This window comes from Actinomycetospora callitridis, from assembly GCF_028737265.1.
Lineage (GTDB): Bacteria > Actinomycetota > Actinomycetes > Mycobacteriales > Pseudonocardiaceae > Actinomycetospora > Actinomycetospora callitridis.
Genome location: NZ_JAQZAK010000011.1, coordinates 175124 through 197192, shown reverse-complemented (window position 1 = coordinate 197192; position 22069 = coordinate 175124). Strand labels below are relative to the sequence as shown.

Sequence of the window (22069 nt, the reverse complement as noted above, 5' to 3'; positions counted from 1 at the left end):
CACGACCGGCGGGCGCACGATCTGAGCGTAGAGCTGACCATCGCCCTGGCGTCGCGAGTGCTGACCCGCCGGCCGCTACCGCAGCCGAGCCTGGCAGACCCGGCCCAGCGAGCCCCATTAGGCGTCGCGGATCCGGGCGAAGGCCTCGGGATCGGGAGCGGGGCGGTGCTCCCAGCCCGAGTCGCGGAGCTCGGCGAGCCACGACTCGGAGGCGATGACCGGCAGGATCCCGAGCCAGGTGTCGGTCATGCGCTCGAAGTAGGAGGGCGAGCCGACGATCGTCTCGGCGAACGCGTAGTGGCCGGACGCGGCCGCGACCACGAGTCGGCTCACCCGGTCCGGTTGGGTCTCGGGGCGCAGCAGGCCCTGCTCGAGCGCGGTCCGCAGGCGGGCGGCCGTGCTCTGCGCCCAGTGGCCGTACCAGGCGCGTTGCCGGTCGGCGAACTCCGCGGCCCCGGCCATCGCCCGGCACCCGCCCCGCACGACGACGTCGTGGGTCCACCGGCCGACGTAGGCGTCGGTCTCGACGAGCAGCGTCCGCAACGGGTCGAGCCCGCGCTCCGCGATCATCCTGCGCACCACGGCCCAGGACTCGACGACCTCGTCCATGAGGACGGTGGCGAGCTGCTGCTTGGAGCGGAAGTGGAAGTACAGGGCGCCCTTGGTCCGCCCGGACGCGGCGAGGATGTCCGAGAGCGAGGCCGCGTCGTAGCCGCGCTCGTCGAACACCCGCGCGGCCTCGACCAGCAGGGCGTGGCGGGTCGTCCGGCCCCGCTGCTGGGGCGACGAGCCGGAGTCGGACCACCCGACGACCGGGACGTCCCACCAGGTCGTCACACCCGCGTTCATCGCGCTCACCCTCCTGCGGCTCCACCCGAGACCGCTGGAGAACCTGACGGTAGCGCTCCGCCGCGTCCGGTCCCTGGCGCATCGGTGGAAAGCAAGTGCCTCTCGGTGAACGGTCATGCCCGTAGAGGAGGGCCTAGCCACCCGTTCGGCCTAGCGATGACCGGGAACGTTGCTACGGCGCGTGGCAATGACCGTCCGACGGGTCCGCGGTGCCCGGGAACATCCCCGGGCCCCCGCACCGTCACAGCGGCATGGAACGCGTGATGCCGCCCCGGTCCGGCCCGTGGGCGTCCATGCCCCGCTGGGCGCCGCAGGCGCCGGCGGGGTTGGCCGACCTCGGAGAGCTCGGCGAGCCCTGGGCGGCGAGCGCCTGGCACCACGCCGTCGCGATGGCGCGGGGATGGTCGGGTGAGCCGACGGCGATGTCGGGCTTCGGCTACCCGCCGCCCACGGCGTACCGGGCCGTGCCCGTGCCCGTCCCGGCGCCGAGAGCGGCGCCCGTGCCGGTCCCGGCACCGCGCCGGGAACCGGTCCGGCAGACGGTGCCGCGCTGGCTCCCGACCCGGCCGATCGGGACCGCGCCCGCCTGAGATCGCGCAGGTCAGCGCTTCGACGCCGCCCCCGACGGCGGCGTCGTGGCGGTCAGCGTCGGGGCGGAGGGTCGACCACGAGGAGCCCGACGGCGCGTCCGAGACCGAGCATGCCGAGCAGCTCGGTGCAGTCCTCGACGCCGGTGGCGTGGGACGCGACGACGCGGGCGGCGGTGCGCTGGTCGTTCTGGTGCGCGGCCTGCGCCACCTCGTGGGCGTCGGTCACACGGTTCGTCGTCGGCGTGGACTTCGGTCCGGCTCTCACTGGGCACCGTCCTGGGCGATGGGCGAGGTCGTACCGGCGCTCCGGTGTGGTGACGTGGCGGTCATGAGGCTCCCTCGGTGTCGGGCACCGGCGTGGTCGCGCCGAGGAGCTCGCTGCCCTTCATTCGTCCCGAGAGGCGACATCCGGAGCTGTGCTCCGGGCCGGGTCGTCTCGGAGCTTACCCCGGGGTCACGCGGCGCTGATCTCCAGGCGGACGTGGGTGCCGTCGACGCCGGTCCAGAAGTGCAGCACGTCGCTGAGCTGCCGGGCGAGCCAGACGCCGCGTCCGCGGACCGAGCGGACGTCGGGGCGCCGGAGCCCGGGGGTCGTGGTGGTCATGTGCCCGGTGTCGTGGACCTGGGCGACGACCCGCCCGGGCCGGGTCCACCAGGACAGCGTGCCGCGGCCGGGACCGTGCTCGATGCTGTTGCTCACCAGCTCGCCGATCGCGAGGACGAGCCCGTCGACCTGCTCGTCGCTCAGCCCGGCCTCCTCGCCGTGCCGCCGCGTCGCCGTGCGGACGCCGCGCAGGGCCGTGACGCCCTCGAACGTCGCGAGGTGGTTCGGCGGCCCGAGCGGCGGCGCGGGCGGGGCCGGGACGGACGCGAGGACCTGGTCCGGGGTGCGGTAGCGCGGGTTCGGGCTCGCGTGGGAGCCGTTGAAGAGCTCGGGGTGGTTCCAGTACAGGTAGCGCTCGGTGTCCTCCGAGGCGCCGGTCGCGTCACAGAGGCAGACCAGCGTCACCGGCAGGCCGGTCAGGGCGAGGTTGCAGCTCGCGTCGACGACGCTCCAGAAGTCGGGTGCCGACGAGCGCGGCCCGGGCCCGCCCACGGTGCTGCTGTCGCTGAGGACGAGTGCGGCGCGGCCGTCCGCCGTGAGCTCCCGGAGCCGGTCGGCCCGGCGCGAGGCTGTCGTCTGCCCGCTGTAGCTGTAGGGCTGGGCCGGCTCGCCGAAGACGACGTCGTCCGCCGCACTCCCGAGCCGGCGTTCGAGGGCGCCGCGGGCGGGATCGTCGACGGCGGCCCAGACGAGGTCGCCCCGCGTGAGCGCCTCGGTGAGCATCGGCTCCAGCGTCGCGACGAGGCCGTCGACGTCGTGGAAGAAGACCGCGAGGTGGCGGAAGGGGTCGGATGCCGTGCTCACGATGGCGATTCCTCCCGGTCGAGGACCTCGAGACGGTCGGTGATCCCGAGCATGTCGAACATGCGCCGGGTCTGACCGTGTCCGAGACGCACCGCGAGGCGGCGGTTCTCGTCGTCGGCGACACCCTGGGCCAGCAGCACCAGGCGCACCCCGCAGGAGTCGACGTACTCGAGCGCGGCGAGGTCGAGCACGAGCACCGCCGGGGCCTCCGCCTCGGCCGCGGACACCTCGTCCTGCGCGGTCGGCAGGGTGTCGTTGTCGAGCTCCCCGGACAGGGCGAGCTCCACGCGTCCGTCCTGGGACGTGCGGGCCACCCGCAGCACGGCGGCGTCCTCGCTCATGGCGCCGCCCGGATCACGAGGAGGGCGACGTCGTCGCGGAGCCTGCCGTCCTGGAACCCGGAGACCGCGTCGAGGACGCCGTCGGCGACGGTGTCGGCCGACGTGCCGGCGAAGGACGCCACGAGCGACCCCAGCCGCTCGGGACCGAAGAAGCCGTCGGGTCCGCGGGCCTCCGTGACGCCGTCGGTGTAGAGCAGCAGGGCGTCGCCGGGCGCGAGCCGGACGTCGGCCTCGACGAGCTCGGGGTCGGGGTAGACGCCGACGAGCGTGCCGGGGACGTCGAGCCACTCGACGTCGTCACCGGAGCCGTCGCTCTCCGGCGGGGCGTGCCGCAGGACCATCCCCGGTGGGTGCCCGCCGTTGACGAGGGTGATCGTCACCCCGTCCGGGTCGACGGTGAGGGCCCCGTGGACCATCGTCGCGAACCGGGCGCGGGAGCCGCCCTGGTGGCGCAGCATGGCGGCGTTGACCCGGCGCACGACGTCCGCGGGCCCGAACCCGTGACGCACCTCGGCCTGGACGGTGTGCCGGATGAGCGAGGTGAGCGCGGCGGCCTGCGGGCCCTTGCCGCAGACGTCGGCGACGGTGAGCGCCCACCGACCGCGCTCGGGGTCCTCGTGGACGTCGTAGAGGTCGCCGCCGACGTAGACGTCGGTGAGCTCCGGGTCCGGCGGCCGGTAGCGGCCGGCGCACTCGACGCCCGGCACGTGGGGCAGCTCGCTGGGCAGCAGCGCCGTCTGCAGGGTGCGGGCGACCATGCGCTGCTGCTCGTAGAGGGCGGCGTTGTCGAGGGCGATCGCGGCGGTGGCGGCGAGCTGGCCGACGAACGTCAGGTCCGCCTCGGTGAAGCGCTCCCCGGACTCCGCGTGCACGAGCGTCAGGGCGCCCAGGCTGCGCCCGCGCACCAGCAGCGGCACGACGATCGCCGAGCGCAGGCCGATCGCCCGGAGCAGCTCGAGGTGCGTCTCGTCCCGCGCGGACGCGACGAGCAGCTCGTCGGGCACGTCCTCCATGACCACCGGCACCCCGCTGCGGGCGACGTCGATGGCGCCGCCGGGCGCGTCCGGGTCCGGCGGGTAGCGACGCTCGAGCTCCTCGATGAACGCGATCTTGGCCGGGTCGAGGTGGGCGACGGTGACCCGGTCGACGCGCGACCCGCGGACGAGGTGCACCGCGGACCAGTCGGCGACGCCCTTGACGACGAGGTCGCCGAGCTGGCGCAGGCGCTCCTCCACCGACAGCGGCGCCTCCATCAGACGGCTCGCCTGCGCGAGGAACGCCATGCGGTCCCGCTCGCGTTCGGCGGCGGCGCGCGCATCGTGCTCGGCGGTGTAGAGCCGCGCGCGGTCGAGCGCCTGGGCGCACAGCGCGGCCGCGGCCATGAGGAACTCCCGCTCGGACGGGTCGAAGGCCCGGGGCTGGTAGAAGCTGAAGACCACGGCACCGAGGTCGCGGTCCTCGACGAGCAACGGCAGGCAGGCCGTGGCCTGGTGGCCCTCGGAGACCCCGAGCGAGGCCATCTCCGGATAGCGCGCACGCCACTGCCCGGCGTCCTCCAGCCACACCGGGGTGCGGCCCAGGACCGCGTCCGACATCGGTCGTCCACGCTGCAGCGGCACCCGGGCGAAGAGCAGGTGGGTGTCGCCCGGCCAGCCGTGGTGGTGCAGGGCCTCCATGACGTCGGATCCCTCGGGGCGGCGGTAGGCGATGCAGGAGTCGGCCCCGATCAGCGCGGCGGCCGTCGTGGTGGTCAGGCGCCCGATCTCCGCGGGCGTCGCGGCCCGGGAGAGCTGCTCGGTCAGCTGCTGGAACCCGGCGGTCCGGGCGCGCGAGCGGTCGTCGTCGTCGGGGACCACGCGCAGCAGGAGCCCGGAGATGCGGCCGGGACCGCCGCCGAGGGGCGTGCAGCGGATGACGCGCCCCTCCTCGTGGGAGACGCGACTCGCCTCGCCGGAGAGGTACGCGGTGTCGAGGGCGTCGACGAATCCCGGCAGCGCCTCGCGCAGCGGGGTGTCGAGGCGGATCGAGCCCAGGACCTCGCGGCCGAGCGGGCTCAACGCCCCGAGGGCGTGGTCGTCGCCGGACGTCACGGCGAGCACGCCGGGAACTACGTGGAGTAGCTCATCGGCGCCGATGTTCACCCGCAGGACCCTATAGCGGACGATGACCGGCGCACAGGGCCCTGATCGGTGACGAAGAGTGATCGTCACGTGGGCTCGAAAATTCCTCCCGTCCCGTGTCGATCGGTGCCGACGGCGTTCGACCCAGGGGTGAGAGGGTCCGACGGAGGCCCTGCCGACCAGGGGAGAGACCGATGAAGTACATGCTGATCATGCGGGCCACCGACGAGGCCTACGCGGCGATGGCCGATGTCGACATGACCGAGATGCTCGAACTCATGGGCCGGTTCAACGACGAGCTGATCCGGGCCGGCGTGCTGCTCGCCGCCGAGGGGCTCGACGACGCCTCGGACGGCGTGGTCGTCGACCACTCCTCCGAGCCGCCGGTGGTCAGCGACGGCCCCTACGGGGAGACGAAGGAGCTGTTCGGCGGCTTCTACCTCCTCAACGTGTCGTCCAAGGAGGAGGCCGTCGAGTGGGCGAAGCGCCTCCCGGGCACCGGGAAGGGCTTCAAGACCGAGGTCCGCCGTGTCCCGACGATCGACGAGTTCCCGCAGGACAACGAGTGGATCCAGAAGGAGCGGGCCTGGCGCGAGGCCACGGGCCAGCTCTGAGCCCCGGACCCCGACATGGACGACGCCGCGACCCGTGAGGCCGTCGCCGCCGTCTGGCGGATCGACTCCGCGCGGATCGTCGGTGCGCTCGCGCGCTACACCGGCGACTTCGCGCTGGCCGAGGACCTGGCCCAGGAGGCCCTGGCCGCGGCCCTCGTCACCTGGCCTCGCGACGGGGTGCCCGACAGCCCGGCGGCGTGGCTGCTCACGGCGGGGCGTCGCCGGGCGATCGACGCGTTCCGTCGCCGCTCGGCCCTCGACGACCGGTACGCCGCCCTCGCCCGCGACCTGGGGGAGGGCGGCGCGGTCGCCGGCGCCGCGCCCACCGACCCGGGGGAGGTCGAGGACGTGCTGTGGGACCCGGACCAGATCGACGACGACGTCCTCGCGCTGATCTTCATCTCGTGCCACCCGGTGCTGTCGCGGGAGGCGCGGGTGGCGCTGACGCTGCGGGTGGTCGGCGGCCTCACGAGCGACGAGATCGCCCGGGCGTTCCTCGTCCCGACCGCCACGGTGCAGGCCAGGATCACGCGGGCGAAGAAGACGCTCGCGGCAGCCCGCGTGCCCTTCGGGGTGCCGCCGGCCGCGGAGCGCGTCGAGCGTCTCGGCACCGTGCTCAGCGTCATCTACCTGATCTTCACCGAGGGCTCCTCGGCGACCTCCGGGGACCAGCTGGTGCGGCTCGACCTGGCGGGCGAGGCGCGGCGCCTCGCCCGCGTGCTCGCCCGGCTCGCGCCCGACGAGCCGGAGGTCCACGCGCTGGTGGCGCTGCTCGAGCTGACCGCGGCGCGCTTCCCCGCCCGGACCGACCCGGACGGCGAGCCAGTGCTGCTCGAGCACCAGGACCGGCGTCGCTGGGACCGGGCCGCGATCGGGCGGGGCCGGGCGGCGCTCGCGCAGGCCGAGGCGGCGGGGCGGGGCCTCGGCTACTACGGCCTGCAGGCCGCGATCGCGGAGTGCCACGCGGTGGCGGCGTCGGTCGACGCGACCGACTGGCCGCGCGTCGTGCTCCTCTACGAGGCCCTCGGGCGACTCGCGCCGTCCCCGGTGATCGAGCTGAACCGGTCGGTCGCGGTGTCCATGGCCGAGGGGCCGGGGGCGGCGCTGCCGATCGTCGACGAGCTCGTGAGCGCCGCGGCCCTCGCCGGCTCGCACCTGCTCCCGAGCGTCCGCGGGGAGCTGCTGACCCGCCTGGGACGCCGCGACGACGCGCGCCGGGAGCTGGCGCGCGCCGTCGAACTGTGCGGCAACGAGCGCGAGCGGGCGCTGCTGCGCCGCAAGCTCGCGGACCTGGACTGATCCGTCAGACCTCTTCCACCGACCGGGTCGGGGTCTCCCGCCGCGCCGGCTCGCGGGTGGCGAACAGCATCAGCAGGGCACCGATCGCGGCGAGCGCGCTCATGAGGACGAAGCCGCTGGTGAACGTCCCGGTGGACGACACGATGAACCCCATGACGGCGACGCCGACGTCGTGCTCGTCGACCCCGACACGTCGTCGACCGTCGACCCCGCGGGCTCGGAGTCGACGCCAGCACCGCCCGACGGCCTGACGGTCACCGGACGTGCGGCGTCCGGGATCGCCGCCGGGGAGGGCTAGCCCGTCGCCCGGGACGTCGTCGCGAGACCGACGCCGAGGCCGACCATCGACACGCCGCCGGCGGTGCCGAGGGCGGCGAGGCGCCGGGGCGAGCGCGCGAACCAGGCGCGGGCCGTGCCGGCGGACAGGGCCCAGACGCTGTCGAGCACCAGGCCGATCCCTGCAACGGCCAGGCCGAGCAGGAGGATCTGGGTGCCGATCGCCCCCGCCGGGTCCGCGAACTGCGGCAGGAACGCGACGAAGAAGAGCGCGCTCTTGGGGTTCAGCACGCCGACGACGACACCGTCGACGAGGCAGCGCCACCACGTGGGCAGGGCCGCGGGTTCCGGGCCGGTGAGCGCGCCGCTGGTCCGGTGGCGGTGCCGGATCGCCAGCAGGCCGAGCGCGATCAGGTAGGCCGCCCCGGCGAGCTTGACGACCGTGAACGCCAGCGCGGAGCGCTCGAGCACCGCGCCGAGACCGACGGCGACCGCGACCACCTGCACGGCGACCCCGGCGGAGTTGCCCACCACCGAGCAGACGGCGCGACGCCGCCCGGCCACGAGGGCCCGCCCGATCGCGAACACGACGCTGGGCCCGGGGATCGCGATGAAGACCACCGCGGCGACGAGGAACGCGAGGAGACGGTCGGACACGAGCCCGAGCGTCGGGCACGCGGACCCCGGCGTCGAGGGGTTTCGGCGCGCGGTCCGCGGCACCTCGGACAGCTGTGTCCCGCACCACACTGTGCTAGACCTGATCTCCCGGTCACCCGCTCCACGGAGGTCTCATGTCCACGACGATCGACGGCTCCGGCATCGACGCGGTGCTGCAGAAAGCGGTCGACGACGGGGCGGTGCCCCATGCGGTGGCCATCGCCGCCGACGCCGACGGCGTGTTCTACGAGGGCGCGGCCGGGGTGCACCTCGGCGAGGGCGGGCCGGTGCCGGTGTCGACCACGACGCAGTTCCGGATCATGTCGATGACCAAGATGGTCGCCACGACCGTGGCGCTGCAGCAGGTCGAGCGCGGCGAGCTGGACCTCGCGGCCCCGGTTGCGGAGTACGTGGAGGAGTTCGACGACCTCCAGGTCCTCGACGGCTTCGACGGCGACACGCCCCGGCTCCGTGCGCCCCGCTCCCGGGCCACGGTCCGGCACCTGCTGACCCACACGTCGGGGCTGTCGTACTGGTTCTGGAACGCCGACATCGTGAAGTACGAGCAGGTCACCGGCCTCCCCAACGTCGTGCCCGGCGACATGGCCGCCTTCCGGGCGCCCCTGGTGGCCGACCCCGGCACGCGGTTCGAGTACGGGATCAACACCGACTGGCTCGGCCGCGTCGTCGAGGCCGTCGCCGGGACGACGCTCGACGTCGTCATCAAGGAGGGCGTCACCGGCCCGCTCGGGATGGACGACACGATGTTCGCCCTCGACGACGCCCGTCGGGCGAACAAGACACCGGTGCACGTCAAGGGCGAGGACGGCACCTGGAGCTCGGCCGGCAACGTGCTGCCCGACGACCCGCAGTGGTGGGCGGGCGGGCACGGCCTGCACTCCACCCCGCGCGACTACATCCGCTTCGAGCGGGCGCTGCTGCGCGGCGGGGAGCTCGACGGCGTGCGCATCCTGCGCCCGGAGACGGTGGACGCGGCGTTCAGCGACCAGCTCGACGGCGTGCCGATGCCCACCGAGATCGCGACGGCGGACCCGGCCATCACCGACACCCTGAAGCTGGGCGAGGGCTGGACCTGGGGCTACGGGCTGCTGCTCAACACCCGCGACATCCCCGGCGCCCGGCGCGCCTGGACCGGTGCCTGGGCGGGCCTGCTGAACACCCACTTCTTCATCGACCGCACGAGCGGTGTGTGCGCGTCGATCTACACCAACTCGCTGCCCTTCATCCCCGAGCACGAGGCCTGGAAGCTCTACCAGGACTTCGAGGGCGCCCTGTACGCCGCGCTCTGAGGCCGGCCCGGCCGCGGGGTCTCCGGGTCTCGGGGGGGGGTCAGGAGACCCCGCGGTCGCCCGCCTGCCAGTGCTCGGCGCGCAGCTCGCGCTTGAGGATCTTGCCGGCGCCGGAGATCGGCAGGGCGTCGCGGAGCTCGACGGTGCGGGGCGCCTTGTAGCCGGCGATCAGGCTCTTGACGTGCTCACGGAGCGCGTCGGCGGAGGGCGTGGCGCCCGCGGCCGGCACGACCACGGCGTGCACGCGCTCGCCCCACTCGTCGTCGGGCACGCCGATCACCGCGCACGAGGCGACGTCCGGGTGCTTGGCCAGCGCGTTCTCGACCTCGACCGAGTACACGTTCTCGCCGCCGGAGACGATCATGTCCTTGATCCGGTCGACGACGTAGACGTAGCCCTCGTCGTCCATCCGTCCGCCGTCCCCGGTGTGCATCCAGCCGCCGCGCAGCGCCGTCGCGGTCTCCTCGGGGCGGTTCCAGTAGCCGAGCATGACGTGCGGGCCGCGGCAGACGATCTCGCCGACCGTGCCGCGCGGGACCTCGCGGTCCTCCTCGTCGACGATCCGCACCTCGCTGTGCGGGGCGGCCCGCCCGGCCGAGCGCCGCAGCCGGTCGACGGCGTGGTCGGCGGGGGAGAGCAGCGTCGCCACCGGCGAGAGCTCGGTCATCCCGTAGGCCTGCGTGAACTCGGCGGCGGGCAGGCGCTTCGCGGCGCGCTCGAGGACGGCCTCGGAGATCGGCGACGCGCCGTAGATGAGGTTCCGCAGGTGGGTCAGGTCGGCCTCGGCGGCCTCCGGGGCGTCGACCAGCATCTGGATCATCGTGGGGACGAGCAGGACGTCGGTGACCTCGTGGCGGGCCATCGCGTCGGCCACCCCGGCCGGCGTGAACATCGGGACGATCACGTGGGTGCCGCCCACGACGTTGCGCGCCACCCACGCGGCGCCGTCGGCGAGGTGGAACATCGGCGCGGCGTGCAGGAGGCGCCCGCCCGGGGTCATGAACGAGCCGGAGGCCGCCGTGCCCAGCGCCGAGGCGAGCAGGTTCGCGTGGCTGAGCACGACGCCCTTGGGCGTGCCCGTCGTGCCGCCGGTGTAGTAGACGCCGTAGGGCTCGGCGCCGCCGCGGCGGGCGTCCGGCACCGGCTCGTGCCCGGCGACGAGCGCCTCGAACGACACCATCCCCTCGGGCACGTCGCCGTCGCCGCAGTGGACGACGGTGCGGACGACCGGCGCGGCCGCCAGGACCGCGGGCACGGCCGGGACGAACGTGTCGTCGACGAGCAGGATCGTCGCGCCCGCGTCCTCCAGCGAGAACGCGATCTCCGCGGGGCTCCAGCGGATGTTCACCGGCGTGACGACGCCGCCCGCCCACGGCACCGCGAACAGGTACTCGTGATAGCGGTCGGAGTTCAGCGAGAGCATCGCGACGCGGTCGCCCGGGCCCACCCCGAGTGCGTGCAGCGCGCCGGCGAGACGGGCCACGCGATCGAGGCACTCCGCCCAGGTGCGGACGCGCTCGCCCGCGATCGTCGCGGGCAGGTCGGGGGTCTGCTGGGCGGCGCGGTGCAGCGCCTGGGTGATCTCCATGGCCGGGTCCTCGGTGTCGGTGCAGGCCGGGTCGTTGCCCACGCGATGTGAACCGTGATTAGCTGGCGGCGTCAGTGAACCACGTCACGCTGAGGTGGGGAAGTGTCCGTTTCGGGCGGGAGGAGCGGCATGGGACGAGGGCACATCACCTCCGGTGGCCTGCTGTCGACGGGCGCGATCGCCGGCGCGCGCGTCATCACGCTCACGGAACGGCCCGTCGCGTGACCCTCACCGCGCGCGAATCGTCGTTCACATCGCGTGACGGCGAGGAGGACGGCGTCGTGCGGGTCGCGCTCGACGGCGGCGTCGCGACGCTCGTCCTCGACCGGCCGCCCCGCAACGCGCTGACCTCGGGCTTCGCGGACGCCCTCCTCGGGGCGCTCGCCGCCTGCCGGGCCGACGCGCAGGTGCGGGCCGTGGTCCTCACCGGGGCCGGTGACGCGTTCAGCGTCGGCGCGGACCTCACCCGCGGGCCGGAGGCGCTCCGGGACCTCCTCGACGCCGACGGCGCCGACCGGCCCGGCTACCGCGAACCGGCGGGCCGCGTGACGGCGGCGATGGCCCGGCTCGACGTGCCGGTCGTGGCGGCGCTGGGCGGCGACGCGGTGGGCGGCGGCGCGACCGTCGCGCTCGGCGCCGACGTGCGAGTCGCGACCCCCGAGACCCGCATCGGGTTCCCGTTCACGCGGCTCGGCGTCTGCCCCGAGGGCGCCTCGACCTACCACCTCCCGCGCGTCGTGGGCGCCGGCCGGGCGGCGGACTGGCTGCTCTCCGGGCGCCTCGTCGACGCCCGCGAGGCCGAGGCCGCGGGCTTCCTCGCCTCGACCACGACCCGGGATGACCTGCTCGCGTGGGCGCAGGAATGGGCCGGGACGATCGCCGCCCGCACGTCGCCGACGGCGGTCGCGGCCACCAAGGCGCTGCTGCGCGCCGCGCCCGCCGACGCCGGGGCCGCGTCCGAGGCGGAGAGCCGGACGATCGTCGAGCTGATCCGGGAGCCGGACTGCGTGGAGGGCGTCACCTCGTTCCTCGAGCGCCGCCGTCCGCGCTTCGCCCCGCGGGTGCCCGGGGACGAGCGGTGACGTCACCGGCCGCGCCGGTGCGCCGGCGGCCCCGGGACCGTCGCCGGCAGATCCTCGCCGCGGCGGCGGCCCGGTTCTGGTCGCTGGGCTACCACCAGGTCGGGATGGCGGACGTCGCGACGGCGGTGGGGATCGCGCCGAGCGCGCTGTACCGCCACGTCCGCGGCAAGGAGGAGCTGCTGCTCGCCATCCTGGACGAGCACCTGACGCGCATCGAGCGCCTGGTCGCGGAGCCAGCAGGTGCGGATCTCGTCGACGGCCTCGCCGCCCTGACCCTGGAGCGCCGCGAGTTCGGCCTGCTCTGGGAGCGGGAGTCCGGGCACCTGCCCGAGGAGGCGCGCCGCGCCATCCGCCACCGCCTGCGGGCGGTGGCGGGCGTCGTCGCCGCGCGCTGCGCCGAGCCCGACCCGGCGACGGCCGACCTGCGCGCGTGGGCCGCGCTGGCAGTGGTCGACAGCCCGTCGCACCACCGCTACGAGCTCGACGACGCGCGCTTCCGGCCCCTGCTGGCGGGCGCGGCGCGGGCCGTGCTCGCGACGCCCCTGCCGTCGGCGACCGGGCCCTCGGCGGACCCGGCGCGGCCGGCGGTGCTCGCGCCGGCCTCCCGTCGCGAGGCCCTGCTCGCGGCGGCGACGCGGCTCTTCGGCGAGCGCGGCTACCCGGCGGTCGGCCTCGGGGACATCGGCGCCGCGGCCGGCATCGCCGGGCCGAGCGTCTACCGGCACTTCACGACGAAGCCCGATCTCCTGCTCCACACCCTGCACCGCGGGAACGAGGCGCTCTGGCTGGGCCTGCACCACGCGCTCGGGCGGGCGCGGGACGCCCCGGACGCCGTGGCGCGGCTGGCTGCCGACTACATGGCCTTCGTCGCCGACAACCCCGAGATCGTCAGCGTCCTCGTCTCGCAGGTCATCCACCTGCCCGCCCCGAGCCGCGACGAACTGCGGCGCTCGCAGCGCGACTACGTCGCCGAGTGGGTCGCGCTCCTGACCTCCGCGCGGCCCGGGCTCCCGGCACCCGAGGCCCGGGTGCTCGTCCACGCCGCGCTCGCGCTGATCAACGGCCTGACCCGCGTCCCCCACCTCGCCGTGCAGCCCGGCGTCCGGGCGCGGATCGCCGCCCTCGCCGAGGCGGTGCTGGCGGCGGAGGGGTAGCGAGCACTCAGGCGAAGTCCAGCACCGGCTCGCGGTGGGCCGGCGGGTAGGGCGCGGGGCCCTCCTTCCGGGCGCGGGCGGCGAGCAGCGCGGCGTACTGCTCGCGCGGCGTCGGCCCGTGCGCGGCGTAGGCCTCGGCGGGGCTCGACACGACCGGGGCGACCGCGGGGGTCCCGCGCAGCACCGGCTCCAGCACCGGCACCGTCCGCGGCGACGCGACCTTCAGCAGTGCGAGCTGCAGGGTGGTGCTGGCCGCGAGCAGGCGGATGGCCGGGCGGGTCACCGCGACCGCGAGGGCGTCGACGACGGCGGGCTGCGGCGTCCCACCGAGGCGGCGCATCCACCGGGGCAGCGTGGCGATCACGGCGCGCCGGGTCGCCGCGGTGAACAGCCGCCGCAGCGGCGCCGGCAGCTCGGGCGGCAGCACGATCGTGTCGGCGTCGAGCAGGAAGTCCATCATCCCCTGGGCGACCTCGGAGGCGATCAGCCGCGGACGGTAGGCTTCGAAGTAGGCGCGGATGCCCTCGCGGGTGCGCGGCACGTCGGCGGGGTCGATGGTCTGGAACTCCGCCGCGCGGGCGCACTCCTCCCAGTACTGCTCCTCCTCGTGCGCGGGGAGCTTCCCGGGCCCGAACACCTCGTAGGTGTAGAGGATCGAGTGCCACGCGGTGAGGTGGATCCACAGCTGCGAGTCGGGGTCGTTGGCGTCGAACGGGCGCCCGGTGACCGGGTCGGTGCCGATCGCTCGCGCGTGAATCTTCATGAGGGTGTCCGCGGCCGCGAGGACGGAGGCGGTGTCGCCGAACTTCACCGTCGCGAAGTACTGCATCGTGCGGTCGTAGCGCAGGCGGGGGCGGGCCTGGACCTGCCCGGACTGCGCGACCGACGCGAGCAGGAACGGGTCGAGCTCCTCGACCACCACGGCGCGCAGGAAGCCGAGAGCCAGGGACGTCGGGTAGGACCACACCTTCCAGGTCACCGACTCCGGCCCGAAGAACCCGTAGTCGGCGTGCTGCGTTGTCCCGCGCCCCGACCGCCGCACGACACCCATGTCGACTCCCTCCGATGGTGATCTGCAACAGAAGGTAACAGTTACCTGAAGTAGGCCATACCTCATGTCCGACCAGCTTCGGGGGAATCACCGCCACGGGTGACCGGACCCACCGTGGGCCGGGCCGGACGGGCGGATGCGTGCGGCCCGTGGCGGTGTTGATCCTGGTGCCGGCCCGACATCGCACCGAGATCGACGGCCGGACGTCACCGGACATCGGGGTCCGGAGAGGGAGTGCGTCGTGCGACGTCACCACAGCCCAGTCGGCAGCAGCCCAGCCAGCCCGGTCCTCATCACCGGCGCGGCCGTCTCGCCCGCGGCGGAGTTCGCCGCCCGCAGGCGCCGCTACTCGCTCATCATGTCCCTGCGCATCCCGTGCCTCGTCCTGGCAGGCGTGCTGGCCCTCGGCTTCGGGTGGAGCATCGCGGCCGCCGTGATCGTCGTCCTGTCGGTGCCGCTGCCCTGGGTGGCGGTGCTCATCGCCAACGACGGGCCGCCGCGCAAGGCCGAGAAGATCGCCCGCTACCGCCCGGACCGCGTCCTGGAGACCCGTGAGACGAAGGCGCTCGGGACGGGCGTCGTCATCGACGTCCCGACGGACCGGGCGGCCTGAGCCCGATGGCCGGCGCGGGGTCCTGGGCCCAGCTGGTGGCCCGGGAGCACCGCGGGGCGATGGCGGTGCTCTCGGGCGGCACGCTGATGTTCGCGGTGGACACCTACATCACCGCGAGCCTCATGCCGTCCGCAGTCGCCGAGATCGGCGGCGAGGCGTTCTACGCCTGGCCCACCACGGTGTTCCTGCTCGCCGCCGTGGTCACGTCGGCGCTGGTCAGCAGGGTCCTCGCGACCGTGCCGGCCGCGCGCGCCTACCTCGTCGCGCTCGGGGTGTTCGCCGCCGGTGCGCTTGTCGGGGCGCTCGCCCCCTCGATGGCCGTGTTCCTCGTGGGCCGGCTCCTGCAGGGCGTCGGCGGCGGGTTGCTCGCCGGCATGGGCTACGCCCTCATCCGCGTCTCGCTGCCGCGCACGCTCTGGACGCGGGGCAGCGCGGTGATCGCCACGATGTGGGGCGTCGCGCTGGTGGTCGGCCCCGGGCTCGGTGGCGTCCTCGCCGGGGCGGGGCAGTGGCGTTGGGCGTTCGGCGTGCTCGTCGTCGCCGCCCTGGCGATCGCCGCGATCGTGCCCTCGGCCCTGCACCGCACCCGCGCCCGGATCGCGCCGGGCCCGTTCCCGCTCGGCTCGGTGCTCTACGTCGGCGCCGCCGCGGCGGTCCTCAGCGTCGCGGGCCTGGCCGCGGACGTACGCGTGGCGGGCGCCGGCCTCGCCGCCGCCGCGGTGCTGATCGTGCTGTTCCTGCGCCACGAGCGGCGCACCCCCGCCGCCGTCCTGCCCCGAGCGACGTTCCGCCCGGGCTCGGCGCTGCCCTGGATCTACGGGCTGAGCGCCGTGCTCGTCGGGGTCGCCGGGCTCGAGGCGTTCGTGCCGCTGGTCGGGCAGCGCGTCGCCGGCCTCGCGCCGGTCGCCGCCGGGTTCCTCGGCGTCGCCCTCGGCGCCGGGTGGGTCGCCGGCGAGATCGTCAGCGCCTCCGGCCGGCGGCCGCGGCGCCGGGTGCTCCTCGGCCCGGCGCTCCTCGCGGCCGGGATCCTCGTCGTCGCGGTCACCCTGCTCGTGCTCGACGGCCCGCGCGCCGCCGGGACCTGGGGCCCAGTGCTCTGGGCCGCCGGACTCGCCGCGGGCGGGATCGGCATCGGGACGGCCTGGCCGCACCTCGCCGCCGCCGCGATCGGGGGTGCCGACGACGACCCCGATCTCGACACCGCCGCCGGTGCGGGCCCCGACGAGAGCGAGGCCGACAAGGCGTCCGCCGCGGTGACGACCGTGCAGATGCTCGCCACCTCCGTCGGCACGGCGCTGGGCGGTGCGAGCCTCGCCCTCGGGGGCGCCGACCCGCTCGCCTCGGCGGGCTGGCTCTTCGCGACGTTCGCCGTCGTCGCGGTCGTCGGTGCCCTCGCCGCCCGCCCCGCCGCGCGCGGCGTCCCGGACCGCGCGTAGCGCCCTACCGCAGGATCTCGACGAGCAGCACCCACGCGTTGACCAGGCCCGCGGCCAGGGCGAGCGCGACCGCGACGGGGAGCCAGTAGAGCCCGCCGAGCGACTCGGTGAACAGGCCGATCGCGGCGACCGCGGGCCCGAGGGCGACGATCGCCGACGGCAGGACGTTCGTCCCGAGCCACGAGGCCCGCGGCTGCTCGGGGGCGCGGGTGCCCGGTTTCGCCAGGACGCCGAACGCGGGGACGACGACGGCGGAGATCGCGAGCAGCTCGATCCCGAGCGCGACGTCGGACTGCCCGGGGACCAGCAGGACGAGCGAGAGGAACACCGGCAGCGCGAGCAGGATCAGGGCCTGGGCGGCCCGGCGGGGGATGCCGTGGCCGGCCAGGATCGTCTGGATGTTGATCGAGACGGCGACGAACAGCAGGCCGGCGAGCGCGGCCGCGGCCCCGGCCATGCCGGCGGCGAAGTCGGACCACGGCTCGGCGTCGTAGGCGGGGTCCACCTACGTCAGCTTCTCGCGCATCGCCGTCGCCACCGCCTGCAGCGCCGACAGCGGGCGGATCATCACCGTCAGCCGGTCGATCGCCCCGCTGCCGTCGTGGTGGAGCAGGTCGATGCCCTCGAGCTCGCGGTCGCCGACGTGCGCGCGGAAGACCAGGACGTGCTCGTCGGCGCCCGCGCCGATCTCGGCGACGTAGTGGAAGTCCTCGAAGACCTCGACGACCGCCCGCAGGATCGGCGCCACGGCGTCGCGCCCCCGGTAGGGCGAGTGGACGACGGGGCTGTGGAACTCGACGTCGTCGGTGAGCAGCGCGATGGCCGCCTCGACGTCGTGGGACTCGATCGCCGAGCGGAACGTCGTGCTCATGCGGGCCTTTCGGGGGAGTGGTCGGGGCTCATCGGTGACCGGTCGGTTCGCCGGATTGGAGTCTGCGTGCAGGGGGAACAGCCTACGGTCGGGTGAGATCGGGATGCGGGTCGCGGAGGTGGAGCGCGCGTGGTCGAGGTCGACGCCGGAGCCGACACGTTGCACCTCGAGGTGCCCGCCACGGCCGCGCACGTCGGTCGGCTGCGCCGCGCCCTGCGCCGCTGGCTGACGGCGGAGCTCGCCGAGGGCGACGACGACGCCGTGGACAACCTGACCCTCGCCGTCAGCGAGGCGCTCGAGAACGCCGCCGAGCACGCCTACGCCGACCGCGACGAGGCGGGCACGATGACGCTGGCGGCCTGCCGCGAGTCGGCCGCGCCGTACGCGGTGATCATCACGATCTCGGACACCGGTACCTGGCGCGCGCCCACGACGGGCACCGGCTACCGCGGGCGGGGCCTCGCCCTCATCGAGGAGCTCGCCGAGACCTTCACCGTGACCCCCGGCTCCGCGGGGACGACGGTCACGCTGCGGCACGCGGGCTGACCGCCGCTAGACGACGTCCGGGAGACGCAGGTCGACCTGGAAGCCGCGGGCCCCGTGGTCGATCACGCCGCGGCACCGCACCGGGCCCGCGAGGTCGACGAGGTGACGGTAGCGGGCGCTCATCGCCGCCGTGAGCTCGCCGACGCGGGCGCCGTCGAGGCGGACCTCCACCGCGTAGTCGCCGCGGTACTTGCCCCGCGAGACCGTCGACGAGCACAGCTCGACGGTCACCGACGTCGGCGGCCGGCCCGGGGCGTGGTGCTCGGCCAGGACGTCCTGGTGGTCCTCCTCGCGGGTCACCACGACCTCGCGCTCGGGGGCCAGGATCTCGTCGGTGTCGGCGGGGGTGTCGGCCGGCTTGTCGGTGGCCCCGGCCTGCGGGCGGGGGTCCTGGACGACGGTGAGGGTCCGGGAGCCGCGGGGGACGGGCACGGGGGCCGTGGGCGGGTCGGCGGGAGGCGCCGGGGCTCGTCGCGGCGCCGCGGGGGGCACGGCGACGAGGGGCGCGCGGGGCGCGCGGGCCGTCGGGAGCGGAGCCGGGGCCGGGGCCGGGCGCCGGGACCGGTCGACGAGCCACCAGAGGCCGAAGGGCACGGCCAGGATCAATCCGGTGGTCAGGAGCCACGTCAGCACCGTCGTCACGACACCCGCCATGCCCCGCATCCCTCCGCAGGACCCGCACCGCGCGAGCCGGACGTCGCTTCATCGTCGGGGGCGGGCGTTTCGTGACATCGCCCCCGGTGCGTAACGACCGCCCCACCGGGCCCGACAAGGCGGACGATCACACCGGCTGAGGGGACGACGACGTGCGCACCGCCCACAAGGTCTGGTCCGGCATCGCGGCAGGCGTGTTCGGCCTGGTCGCGGTGACGGACCTCGCCGGCTCGTCCGTCCCGCCGGCCGGCACCGTCGCGAGCTCCTCGACGCTCCCGGCGTCGTCCGGCGCGGCGTCCCCCGGCGCGATCCCGGCCGCCGCGCCGTCGGTCGCCCCGGCGGTGGCGGGCCCGGGCGCGGTGTCCGCGTCGGTCGTCGACGTCATCGACGGCGACACGTTCCGGCTCGCCTCCGGCGACGAGGTCCGCGTGCTGGGCATCGACTCCTGCGAGGCGGCCACCCCCGGGGGCCAGCGAGCCACCGCCGCGGCCCGCGCCCGCCTGCTCTCCGCGCCCGTGACGCTGACCGCCGAGCCCGGCGTCGACCGCGACCGCTACGGGCGCATGCTGCGCCACGTCGGTGCGGGGGGCGCCGACTTCGCGTCGTCGATGGTCACCCAGGACCACACCGCGATCTACACCCGCGGGCGCAACGACGCCTCCACCGCCGTGCAGTCGACGCTGCGCCGCCTCGACGCCGACGGCCGGACCTGCGGCACGGTCGGCCCCACCACGACCCCGCGGACCACCACGGCGACGCGCACCCCGGACGCGGACGTCGACCGCCCGCGCACGCCGCGCCCGGCGGCCCCGCGCACCGCGCCGCGGGCGGCAGCCGGCTCATCGGGCGGCTCGTCGGGCGGTGGCGGGTACTACGCGAACTGCAGCGCGGCGCGCGCCGCCGGAGCGGCACCGCTGCGCGCCGGGGCGCCCGGGTACCGCGCGGCACTCGACCGCGACAAGGACGGTGTCGCCTGCGAGTGAGCGCCCCGCGAGTGAGCGCTCAGCGGGGTGTTCGCTCCGGGTACCGCGGTGCCCGTGGCGCGGGAGTTCGCGCCGGGCGCGTCGCGTGACTGCTCGCCCGCCGTGGCGTCGGTGACGTCGCGGGCGGCTCGACCAGCCCGAGGGCGGAGTCCGGGATGAGGGCCAGCTCCCGATTCTTGATCATCTTGCTGCCCTTCCTGTCGGCCCGGGCGCCGGAGCGGCCCGGGTGGCTTGTCCCCAGTGAACGCCGTCACCCCGGCGATCGTTCGGTCGTCGTCCACGGGATCGATCAGGCGGGGCCGATCGAGCGGCGGATGGTCGACCTCCGTGGACGAACGGTGACCGAACTGCTCACTCAGAGCAGCGGTCGCAGGTGCGCGTGCGCCCAGCCCGGGAGTGTGCTCGGGGTGGTGGTGAGCACCGAGCGCGGCTGCTCGGGCACGAAGCCGTCGCGCAGGCCCGTCGACATGCCCACGATCGCCTCGATCTGTGCCTCGCCGAGCCCGACCGCGCCCAGGCTCGCGCGCAGGTCGTCGTCGGACATGCGCTCGGCGCGCACCGGGCGACCCAGCGCGCTGGTGAGGACGTCGGCGACCTGCGCGAACGTCAGGTCCTCGGGCCCGTGCACCGCCGTCGCCCTGCGGCCCTGCCACGGGTGGAGCAGGCGCCCGGCCGCGACCTCGGCGATGTCCCGCGGGTCGACCCAGGGCATCGGGGCGTCGAGCGGGTTCGCGGTGCGCAGCACCCCGTCGCGCAGCGCGTCGAGGTCCATGAGCAGGTTGCTGAAGAAGTAGCCGGCCCGCAGGTGCAGCACCGACGCACCGGTGGCGTCCAGCGCCTCCTCGGTGCGCGCCAGCCCGTCGATCTCCCCGGCGCCGTGGCGCTTCTCGGCGCCCACGCTGGACAGGAACACCGTCCGCGCGATCCCGTTCGCCGCGACGGCGCGGGCGACGTGCCCGCCGAGGCGCGCGTGCGCCGCCACGGGGTCGGCCTCGTGGAGCGTCGGGCTCACCCACAACAGCGCCTCGACCCCGCGGGTCGCCGCGAGCACGGCGTCCGCGTCGTCCTGGTCGCAGGCCACGGCCTCGACGTGCTCGCGCCAGGCCGGGTCGAGCGCGCCGGGGTCGCGCATCAGCACGCGCGGGAACGCGCCGGCCTGCACGAGGCGTTGCAGGACGTGGGACCCCACGTGGCCCCGGGGAGTGGTGATCGCGATCGTCATCGGAGCTCCTCTCGTCGTCCGCCCCACCGTGGCCCAGGGGTCCGACACCCGTCGGACGTCGGTGATCCGCGGGGCGCGGGAATGTTGATCGTGCACGACCGAATCGGCCAGATCGAAAGGATTCCGATGCCCACGCTCACCGTCGGGGACGAGAACGGCAGCCCGATCGACCTCTATTACGACGACCACGGCTCGGGGCGTCCGGTGGTGCTCATCCACGGGTGGCCGCTGTCCGGTCGCTCGTGGGAGAAGCAGGTCCCGGCCCTGGTCGAGGCCGGCCACCGCGTCGTCACCTACGACCGCCGCGGCTTCGGCTCCTCGTCGCAGCCGTGGGGCGGCTACGACTACGACACCTTCGCCGCGGACCTCGACGCCCTCCTGCGCCACCTCGACCTGCACGACGTCACGCTCGTCGGCTTCTCCATGGGCGGCGGCGAGGTGGCCCGCTACCTCGGGCGCTACGGCGGCGAGCGCGTCGCCCGCGCGGTCTTCGCCGGTGCGGTCCCGCCGTACCTCTACAAGACCGACGACAACCCCGACGGCGGCCTCGACGACGCGACCATCCAGAGCTTCCTCGACGGCGTCACCGGCGACCGGATCGCGTTCCTCGACGGGTTCACGACGAACTTCTTCGCCGCGGGCGACCGCACCGACCTGATCAGCGAGCCGTCGCGGGTCTACCACCGCGAGATCGCCGAGTTCGCGTCGCCGAAGGGCACGCTGGAGTGCATCCGGGCCTTCGGCTACACCGACTTCCGCGACGACCTCGCCACGATCGACGTGCCGACGCTGGTGCTGCACGGGGACTCGGACGCGATCGTGCCGTTCGAGGTGTCGGGCCAGCGGACCGCCGAGGCCGTGAAGGACAGCCAGGTCGTCGTCATCGCGGGTGGCCCCCACGGCTTCAACGCCACCCACGCCGACGAGTTCAACCGCGCGCTGCTCGACTTCCTGGGCTGAGTCCGGGCCGCGCTCAGGGGAGCACGGCCGTGGCCTCGACCTCGACGAGGAGGTCGGGCTCCCCGAGCGCGGTCACACCGATCATCGTGATGGCGGGCGTGACGAGGCCGAGGTCGGCGGCCGCCCGCATCGCGCCCTCGCCGAACAGGGCCATCTTCTCCGGGGCGAGGTCCACGACGTAGACGGTCATCTTCGCGACGTCGGTGAGGCTCGCGCCGACGCCCGCCAGCGCCACGGCGACGTTGCGGTAGGCCTGCTCGGTCTGCGCCGCGAGGTCGCCGGGGCCGACCGGCGTGCCGTCCGCGGTGCGGGCCACCTGCCCGGACACGTAGACGGTGCGCGTGCCGGTGGCCACCGCGACCTGGCGGTAGATGTCGGGAGCGGGCAGGCCGGCCGGGTTGAGCAGTTCGACGGTCACGATGACCTCCGGGTTGGATAGCGCTGT

Annotated in this window: 26 protein-coding genes; 12 read left to right on the top strand and 14 right to left on the bottom strand. The window is 75.0% G+C overall.

What is annotated here, in order from left to right:
- Positions 1-117: 117 nt before the first annotated feature.
- Positions 118-849 carry a TetR/AcrR family transcriptional regulator gene (locus PH191_RS26340; RefSeq protein ID WP_274197596.1) on the bottom strand — a complete coding sequence of 244 codons (732 nt, stop codon included), beginning with the start codon at positions 847-849 and terminating at the stop codon, positions 118-120.
- A gap of 251 nt (positions 850-1100) precedes the next feature.
- Here PH191_RS26340 and PH191_RS26335 point away from each other — a divergent pair, with 251 nt between their 5' ends.
- Positions 1101-1439 (top strand): hypothetical protein, encoded by a 339-nt coding sequence (locus PH191_RS26335; RefSeq protein ID WP_274197595.1) that lies wholly within the window; start codon positions 1101-1103, stop codon positions 1437-1439.
- Positions 1440-1491: 52 nt separating this feature from the next.
- Here PH191_RS26335 and PH191_RS26330 read toward each other — a convergent pair whose 3' ends face one another.
- The 4 genes from PH191_RS26330 to PH191_RS26315 form a co-directional block, all read right to left on the bottom strand.
- The gene (locus tag PH191_RS26330; RefSeq protein ID WP_274188562.1) at positions 1492-1665 is read right to left on the bottom strand and encodes a hypothetical protein; all 174 of its coding nucleotides are present in this window, start codon (positions 1663-1665) and stop codon (positions 1492-1494) included.
- Between the two features lie 228 nt (positions 1666-1893).
- Complete coding sequence (locus PH191_RS26325; protein ID WP_274197594.1) at positions 1894-2847, bottom strand: ATP-binding protein; 954 nt, start codon at positions 2845-2847, stop codon at positions 1894-1896.
- Positions 2844-3188, bottom strand: coding sequence for an STAS domain-containing protein (locus tag PH191_RS26320; protein WP_274197593.1), 345 nt, complete (start codon positions 3186-3188; stop codon positions 2844-2846). The genes PH191_RS26325 and PH191_RS26320 overlap by 4 nt, the downstream gene beginning before the upstream one ends.
- The gene (locus PH191_RS26315) at positions 3185-5287 is read right to left on the bottom strand and encodes a GAF domain-containing SpoIIE family protein phosphatase (RefSeq protein WP_274197592.1); all 2103 of its coding nucleotides are present in this window, start codon (positions 5285-5287) and stop codon (positions 3185-3187) included. Before PH191_RS26315 ends, PH191_RS26320 begins: the two co-directional genes overlap by 4 nt.
- Positions 5288-5502: 215 nt before the next feature.
- Between PH191_RS26315 and PH191_RS26310 the strand changes: the two genes are divergently transcribed.
- Entirely contained in the window at positions 5503-5922 is a 420-nt protein-coding gene (locus PH191_RS26310; protein WP_274197591.1) for a YciI family protein, read from the top strand.
- A gap of 15 nt (positions 5923-5937) precedes the next feature.
- A complete protein-coding gene (locus PH191_RS26305; protein WP_274197590.1) occupies positions 5938-7221 on the top strand; it encodes an RNA polymerase sigma factor in 1284 nt (427 codons plus the stop codon).
- Positions 7222-7225: 4 nt separating this feature from the next.
- Here PH191_RS26305 and PH191_RS26300 read toward each other — a convergent pair whose 3' ends face one another.
- A complete protein-coding gene (locus PH191_RS26300; protein ID WP_274197589.1) occupies positions 7226-7375 on the bottom strand; it encodes a hypothetical protein in 150 nt (49 codons plus the stop codon).
- A gap of 18 nt (positions 7376-7393) precedes the next feature.
- Here PH191_RS26300 and PH191_RS26295 point away from each other — a divergent pair, with 18 nt between their 5' ends.
- Positions 7394-7519 (top strand): hypothetical protein, encoded by a 126-nt coding sequence (locus tag PH191_RS26295; RefSeq protein WP_274197588.1) that lies wholly within the window; start codon positions 7394-7396, stop codon positions 7517-7519.
- Here the strand turns inward: PH191_RS26295 and PH191_RS26290 are convergent.
- On the bottom strand, positions 7516-8154 hold the full coding sequence (locus PH191_RS26290) for a LysE family translocator (RefSeq protein ID WP_274197587.1): 639 nt from the start codon (positions 8152-8154) through the stop codon (positions 7516-7518). The two genes, PH191_RS26295 and PH191_RS26290, sit on opposite strands and share 4 nt — an antisense overlap.
- 134 nt (positions 8155-8288) lie before the next feature.
- On the opposite strand from PH191_RS26290, the gene PH191_RS26285 reads away from it, so the two are divergent.
- Positions 8289-9464 carry a serine hydrolase domain-containing protein gene (locus tag PH191_RS26285; RefSeq protein ID WP_274197586.1) on the top strand — a complete coding sequence of 392 codons (1176 nt, stop codon included), beginning with the start codon at positions 8289-8291 and terminating at the stop codon, positions 9462-9464.
- 40 nt (positions 9465-9504) lie between these two features.
- Here the strand turns inward: PH191_RS26285 and PH191_RS26280 are convergent, their stop codons facing one another.
- Positions 9505-11094 carry an acyl-CoA synthetase gene (locus PH191_RS26280; RefSeq protein WP_274197585.1) on the bottom strand — a complete coding sequence of 530 codons (1590 nt, stop codon included), beginning with the start codon at positions 11092-11094 and terminating at the stop codon, positions 9505-9507.
- A gap of 179 nt (positions 11095-11273) precedes the next feature.
- Between PH191_RS26280 and PH191_RS26275 the strand changes: the two genes are divergently transcribed.
- Both PH191_RS26275 and PH191_RS26270 read left to right on the top strand, forming a co-directional pair.
- A complete protein-coding gene (locus tag PH191_RS26275) occupies positions 11274-12134 on the top strand; it encodes an enoyl-CoA hydratase/isomerase family protein (RefSeq protein WP_274197584.1) in 861 nt (286 codons plus the stop codon).
- Complete coding sequence (locus tag PH191_RS26270; RefSeq protein ID WP_274197583.1) at positions 12131-13288, top strand: TetR/AcrR family transcriptional regulator; 1158 nt, start codon at positions 12131-12133, stop codon at positions 13286-13288. Before PH191_RS26275 ends, PH191_RS26270 begins: the two co-directional genes overlap by 4 nt.
- 7 nt (positions 13289-13295) lie before the next feature.
- Here the strand turns inward: PH191_RS26270 and PH191_RS26265 are convergent, their stop codons facing one another.
- Positions 13296-14339, bottom strand: coding sequence for an oxygenase MpaB family protein (locus PH191_RS26265; RefSeq protein WP_274197582.1), 1044 nt, complete (start codon positions 14337-14339; stop codon positions 13296-13298).
- Positions 14340-14580: 241 nt separating this feature from the next.
- Between PH191_RS26265 and PH191_RS26260 the strand changes: the two genes are divergently transcribed.
- On the top strand, positions 14581-14952 hold the full coding sequence (locus PH191_RS26260; protein WP_274197581.1) for a DUF3099 domain-containing protein: 372 nt from the start codon (positions 14581-14583) through the stop codon (positions 14950-14952).
- A gap of 5 nt (positions 14953-14957) precedes the next feature.
- Positions 14958-16388 (top strand): MFS transporter, encoded by a 1431-nt coding sequence (locus tag PH191_RS26255; RefSeq protein WP_274197580.1) that lies wholly within the window; start codon positions 14958-14960, stop codon positions 16386-16388.
- Positions 16389-16392: 4 nt separating this feature from the next.
- Here the strand turns inward: PH191_RS26255 and PH191_RS26250 are convergent, their stop codons facing one another.
- Positions 16393-16893 carry a hypothetical protein gene (locus PH191_RS26250; protein ID WP_274197579.1) on the bottom strand — a complete coding sequence of 167 codons (501 nt, stop codon included), beginning with the start codon at positions 16891-16893 and terminating at the stop codon, positions 16393-16395.
- Positions 16894-17259, bottom strand: coding sequence for a nuclear transport factor 2 family protein (locus PH191_RS26245; protein WP_274197578.1), 366 nt, complete (start codon positions 17257-17259; stop codon positions 16894-16896).
- A gap of 129 nt (positions 17260-17388) precedes the next feature.
- On the opposite strand from PH191_RS26245, the gene PH191_RS26240 reads away from it, so the two are divergent.
- The gene (locus tag PH191_RS26240) at positions 17389-17805 is read left to right on the top strand and encodes an ATP-binding protein (RefSeq protein WP_274197577.1); all 417 of its coding nucleotides are present in this window, start codon (positions 17389-17391) and stop codon (positions 17803-17805) included.
- 6 nt (positions 17806-17811) lie between these two features.
- On the opposite strand, the gene PH191_RS26235 is transcribed toward PH191_RS26240, so the two are convergent.
- A complete protein-coding gene (locus PH191_RS26235; RefSeq protein WP_274197576.1) occupies positions 17812-18459 on the bottom strand; it encodes a hypothetical protein in 648 nt (215 codons plus the stop codon).
- Between the two features lie 152 nt (positions 18460-18611).
- On the opposite strand from PH191_RS26235, the gene PH191_RS26230 reads away from it, so the two are divergent.
- Positions 18612-19442: a thermonuclease family protein gene (locus PH191_RS26230; RefSeq protein WP_274197575.1), complete on the top strand. Its 831-nt coding sequence runs from the start codon at positions 18612-18614 to the stop codon at positions 19440-19442.
- Between the two features lie 355 nt (positions 19443-19797).
- On the opposite strand, the gene PH191_RS26225 is transcribed toward PH191_RS26230, so the two are convergent.
- Positions 19798-20664 (bottom strand): NmrA family NAD(P)-binding protein, encoded by an 867-nt coding sequence (locus PH191_RS26225; RefSeq protein ID WP_274197574.1) that lies wholly within the window; start codon positions 20662-20664, stop codon positions 19798-19800.
- 126 nt (positions 20665-20790) lie between these two features.
- Here PH191_RS26225 and PH191_RS26220 point away from each other — a divergent pair, with 126 nt between their 5' ends.
- Complete coding sequence (locus tag PH191_RS26220; RefSeq protein ID WP_274197573.1) at positions 20791-21624, top strand: alpha/beta fold hydrolase; 834 nt, start codon at positions 20791-20793, stop codon at positions 21622-21624.
- 13 nt (positions 21625-21637) lie between these two features.
- Here PH191_RS26220 and PH191_RS26215 read toward each other — a convergent pair whose 3' ends face one another.
- Positions 21638-22042 carry a RidA family protein gene (locus PH191_RS26215; protein WP_274197572.1) on the bottom strand — a complete coding sequence of 135 codons (405 nt, stop codon included), beginning with the start codon at positions 22040-22042 and terminating at the stop codon, positions 21638-21640.
- Positions 22043-22069: the final 27 nt, after the last annotated feature.

What these genes read in the sequence shown, in the direction of transcription:
- PH191_RS26340 (WP_274197596.1), bottom strand. Translation starts at nt 849, where the DNA reads ATGAACGCGGGTGTGACGACCTGGTGGGACGTCCCGGTCGTCGGGTGG.
- PH191_RS26255 (WP_274197580.1), top strand. Translation starts at nt 14,958, where the DNA reads ATGGCCGGCGCGGGGTCCTGGGCCCAGCTGGTGGCCCGGGAGCACCGC.
- PH191_RS26310 (WP_274197591.1), top strand. Translation starts at nt 5,503, where the DNA reads ATGAAGTACATGCTGATCATGCGGGCCACCGACGAGGCCTACGCGGCG.
- PH191_RS26305 (WP_274197590.1), top strand. Translation starts at nt 5,938, where the DNA reads ATGGACGACGCCGCGACCCGTGAGGCCGTCGCCGCCGTCTGGCGGATC.
- PH191_RS26285 (WP_274197586.1), top strand. Translation starts at nt 8,289, where the DNA reads ATGTCCACGACGATCGACGGCTCCGGCATCGACGCGGTGCTGCAGAAA.
- PH191_RS26265 (WP_274197582.1), bottom strand. Translation starts at nt 14,339, where the DNA reads ATGGGTGTCGTGCGGCGGTCGGGGCGCGGGACAACGCAGCACGCCGAC.
- PH191_RS26235 (WP_274197576.1), bottom strand. Translation starts at nt 18,459, where the DNA reads ATGGCGGGTGTCGTGACGACGGTGCTGACGTGGCTCCTGACCACCGGA.
- PH191_RS26335 (WP_274197595.1), top strand. Translation starts at nt 1,101, where the DNA reads ATGGAACGCGTGATGCCGCCCCGGTCCGGCCCGTGGGCGTCCATGCCC.
- PH191_RS26300 (WP_274197589.1), bottom strand. Translation starts at nt 7,375, where the DNA reads ATGGGGTTCATCGTGTCGTCCACCGGGACGTTCACCAGCGGCTTCGTC.
- PH191_RS26245 (WP_274197578.1), bottom strand. Translation starts at nt 17,259, where the DNA reads ATGAGCACGACGTTCCGCTCGGCGATCGAGTCCCACGACGTCGAGGCG.
- PH191_RS26220 (WP_274197573.1), top strand. Translation starts at nt 20,791, where the DNA reads ATGCCCACGCTCACCGTCGGGGACGAGAACGGCAGCCCGATCGACCTC.
- PH191_RS26225 (WP_274197574.1), bottom strand. Translation starts at nt 20,664, where the DNA reads ATGACGATCGCGATCACCACTCCCCGGGGCCACGTGGGGTCCCACGTC.
- PH191_RS26320 (WP_274197593.1), bottom strand. Translation starts at nt 3,188, where the DNA reads ATGAGCGAGGACGCCGCCGTGCTGCGGGTGGCCCGCACGTCCCAGGAC.